Raw genomic sequence first — 664 nt, 5'->3', positions numbered from 1 at the left:
TCGGCGTTCGCCGATGAGGTCACCCGGGTCGCCCGGGAGGTCGGCACGGAGGGGAACCTCGGCGGTCAGGCGACCGTGCGGGGGGTGTCGGGGACGTGGAAGGACCTGACGGACAACGTCAACGTCATGGCTTCCAACCTGACGGGCCAGGTGCGGTCCATCGCCCAGGTCGCGACCGCGGTGGCGCGGGGTGATCTGTCGCAGAAGATCACGGTCGAGGCGAAGGGTGAGGTCGCCGCGCTGGCCGGGGTGATCAACACGATGGTCGACACCCTGTCGGCGTTCGCCGACGAGGTGACGCGTGTGGCGCGTGAGGTGGGGACCGAGGGCATGCTCGGCGGTCAGGCGCGGGTGCCGAACGTGGCCGGCACGTGGAAGGACCTGACCGACAACGTCAACTCGATGGCGAACAACCTGACCAACCAGGTGCGCAACATCGCTCTGGTGACCACCGCGGTGGCCAACGGTGATCTGTCGAAGAAGATCGACGTCGACGCGCGCGGTGAGATCCTGGAGCTCAAGACGACCATCAACACCATGGTCGACCAGCTGTCGTCCTTCGCGGCCGAGGTGACCCGCGTGGCGCGCGAGGTCGGCAGTGAGGGCAGGCTGGGCGGTCAGGCCGAGGTCGAGGGCGTGTCGGGCACCTGGAAGCGCCTCACCG

Annotated in this window: 1 protein-coding gene; it reads left to right on the top strand. The window is 68.5% G+C overall.

Annotated features, from left to right (window positions below; all coding sequences use genetic code 11):
- On the top strand, nt 1–664 hold a 664-nt coding region (locus IH00_RS0107430), incomplete at both ends, for a HAMP domain-containing protein (protein ID WP_031070887.1).

Source organism: Streptomyces sp. NRRL S-118, from assembly GCF_000716335.1.
Classification (GTDB): Bacteria; Actinomycetota; Actinomycetes; order Streptomycetales; family Streptomycetaceae; genus Streptomyces.
The sequence above is the reverse complement of the archived record's forward strand: the minus strand, read 5'-3'. Positions and strand labels throughout refer to the sequence as shown.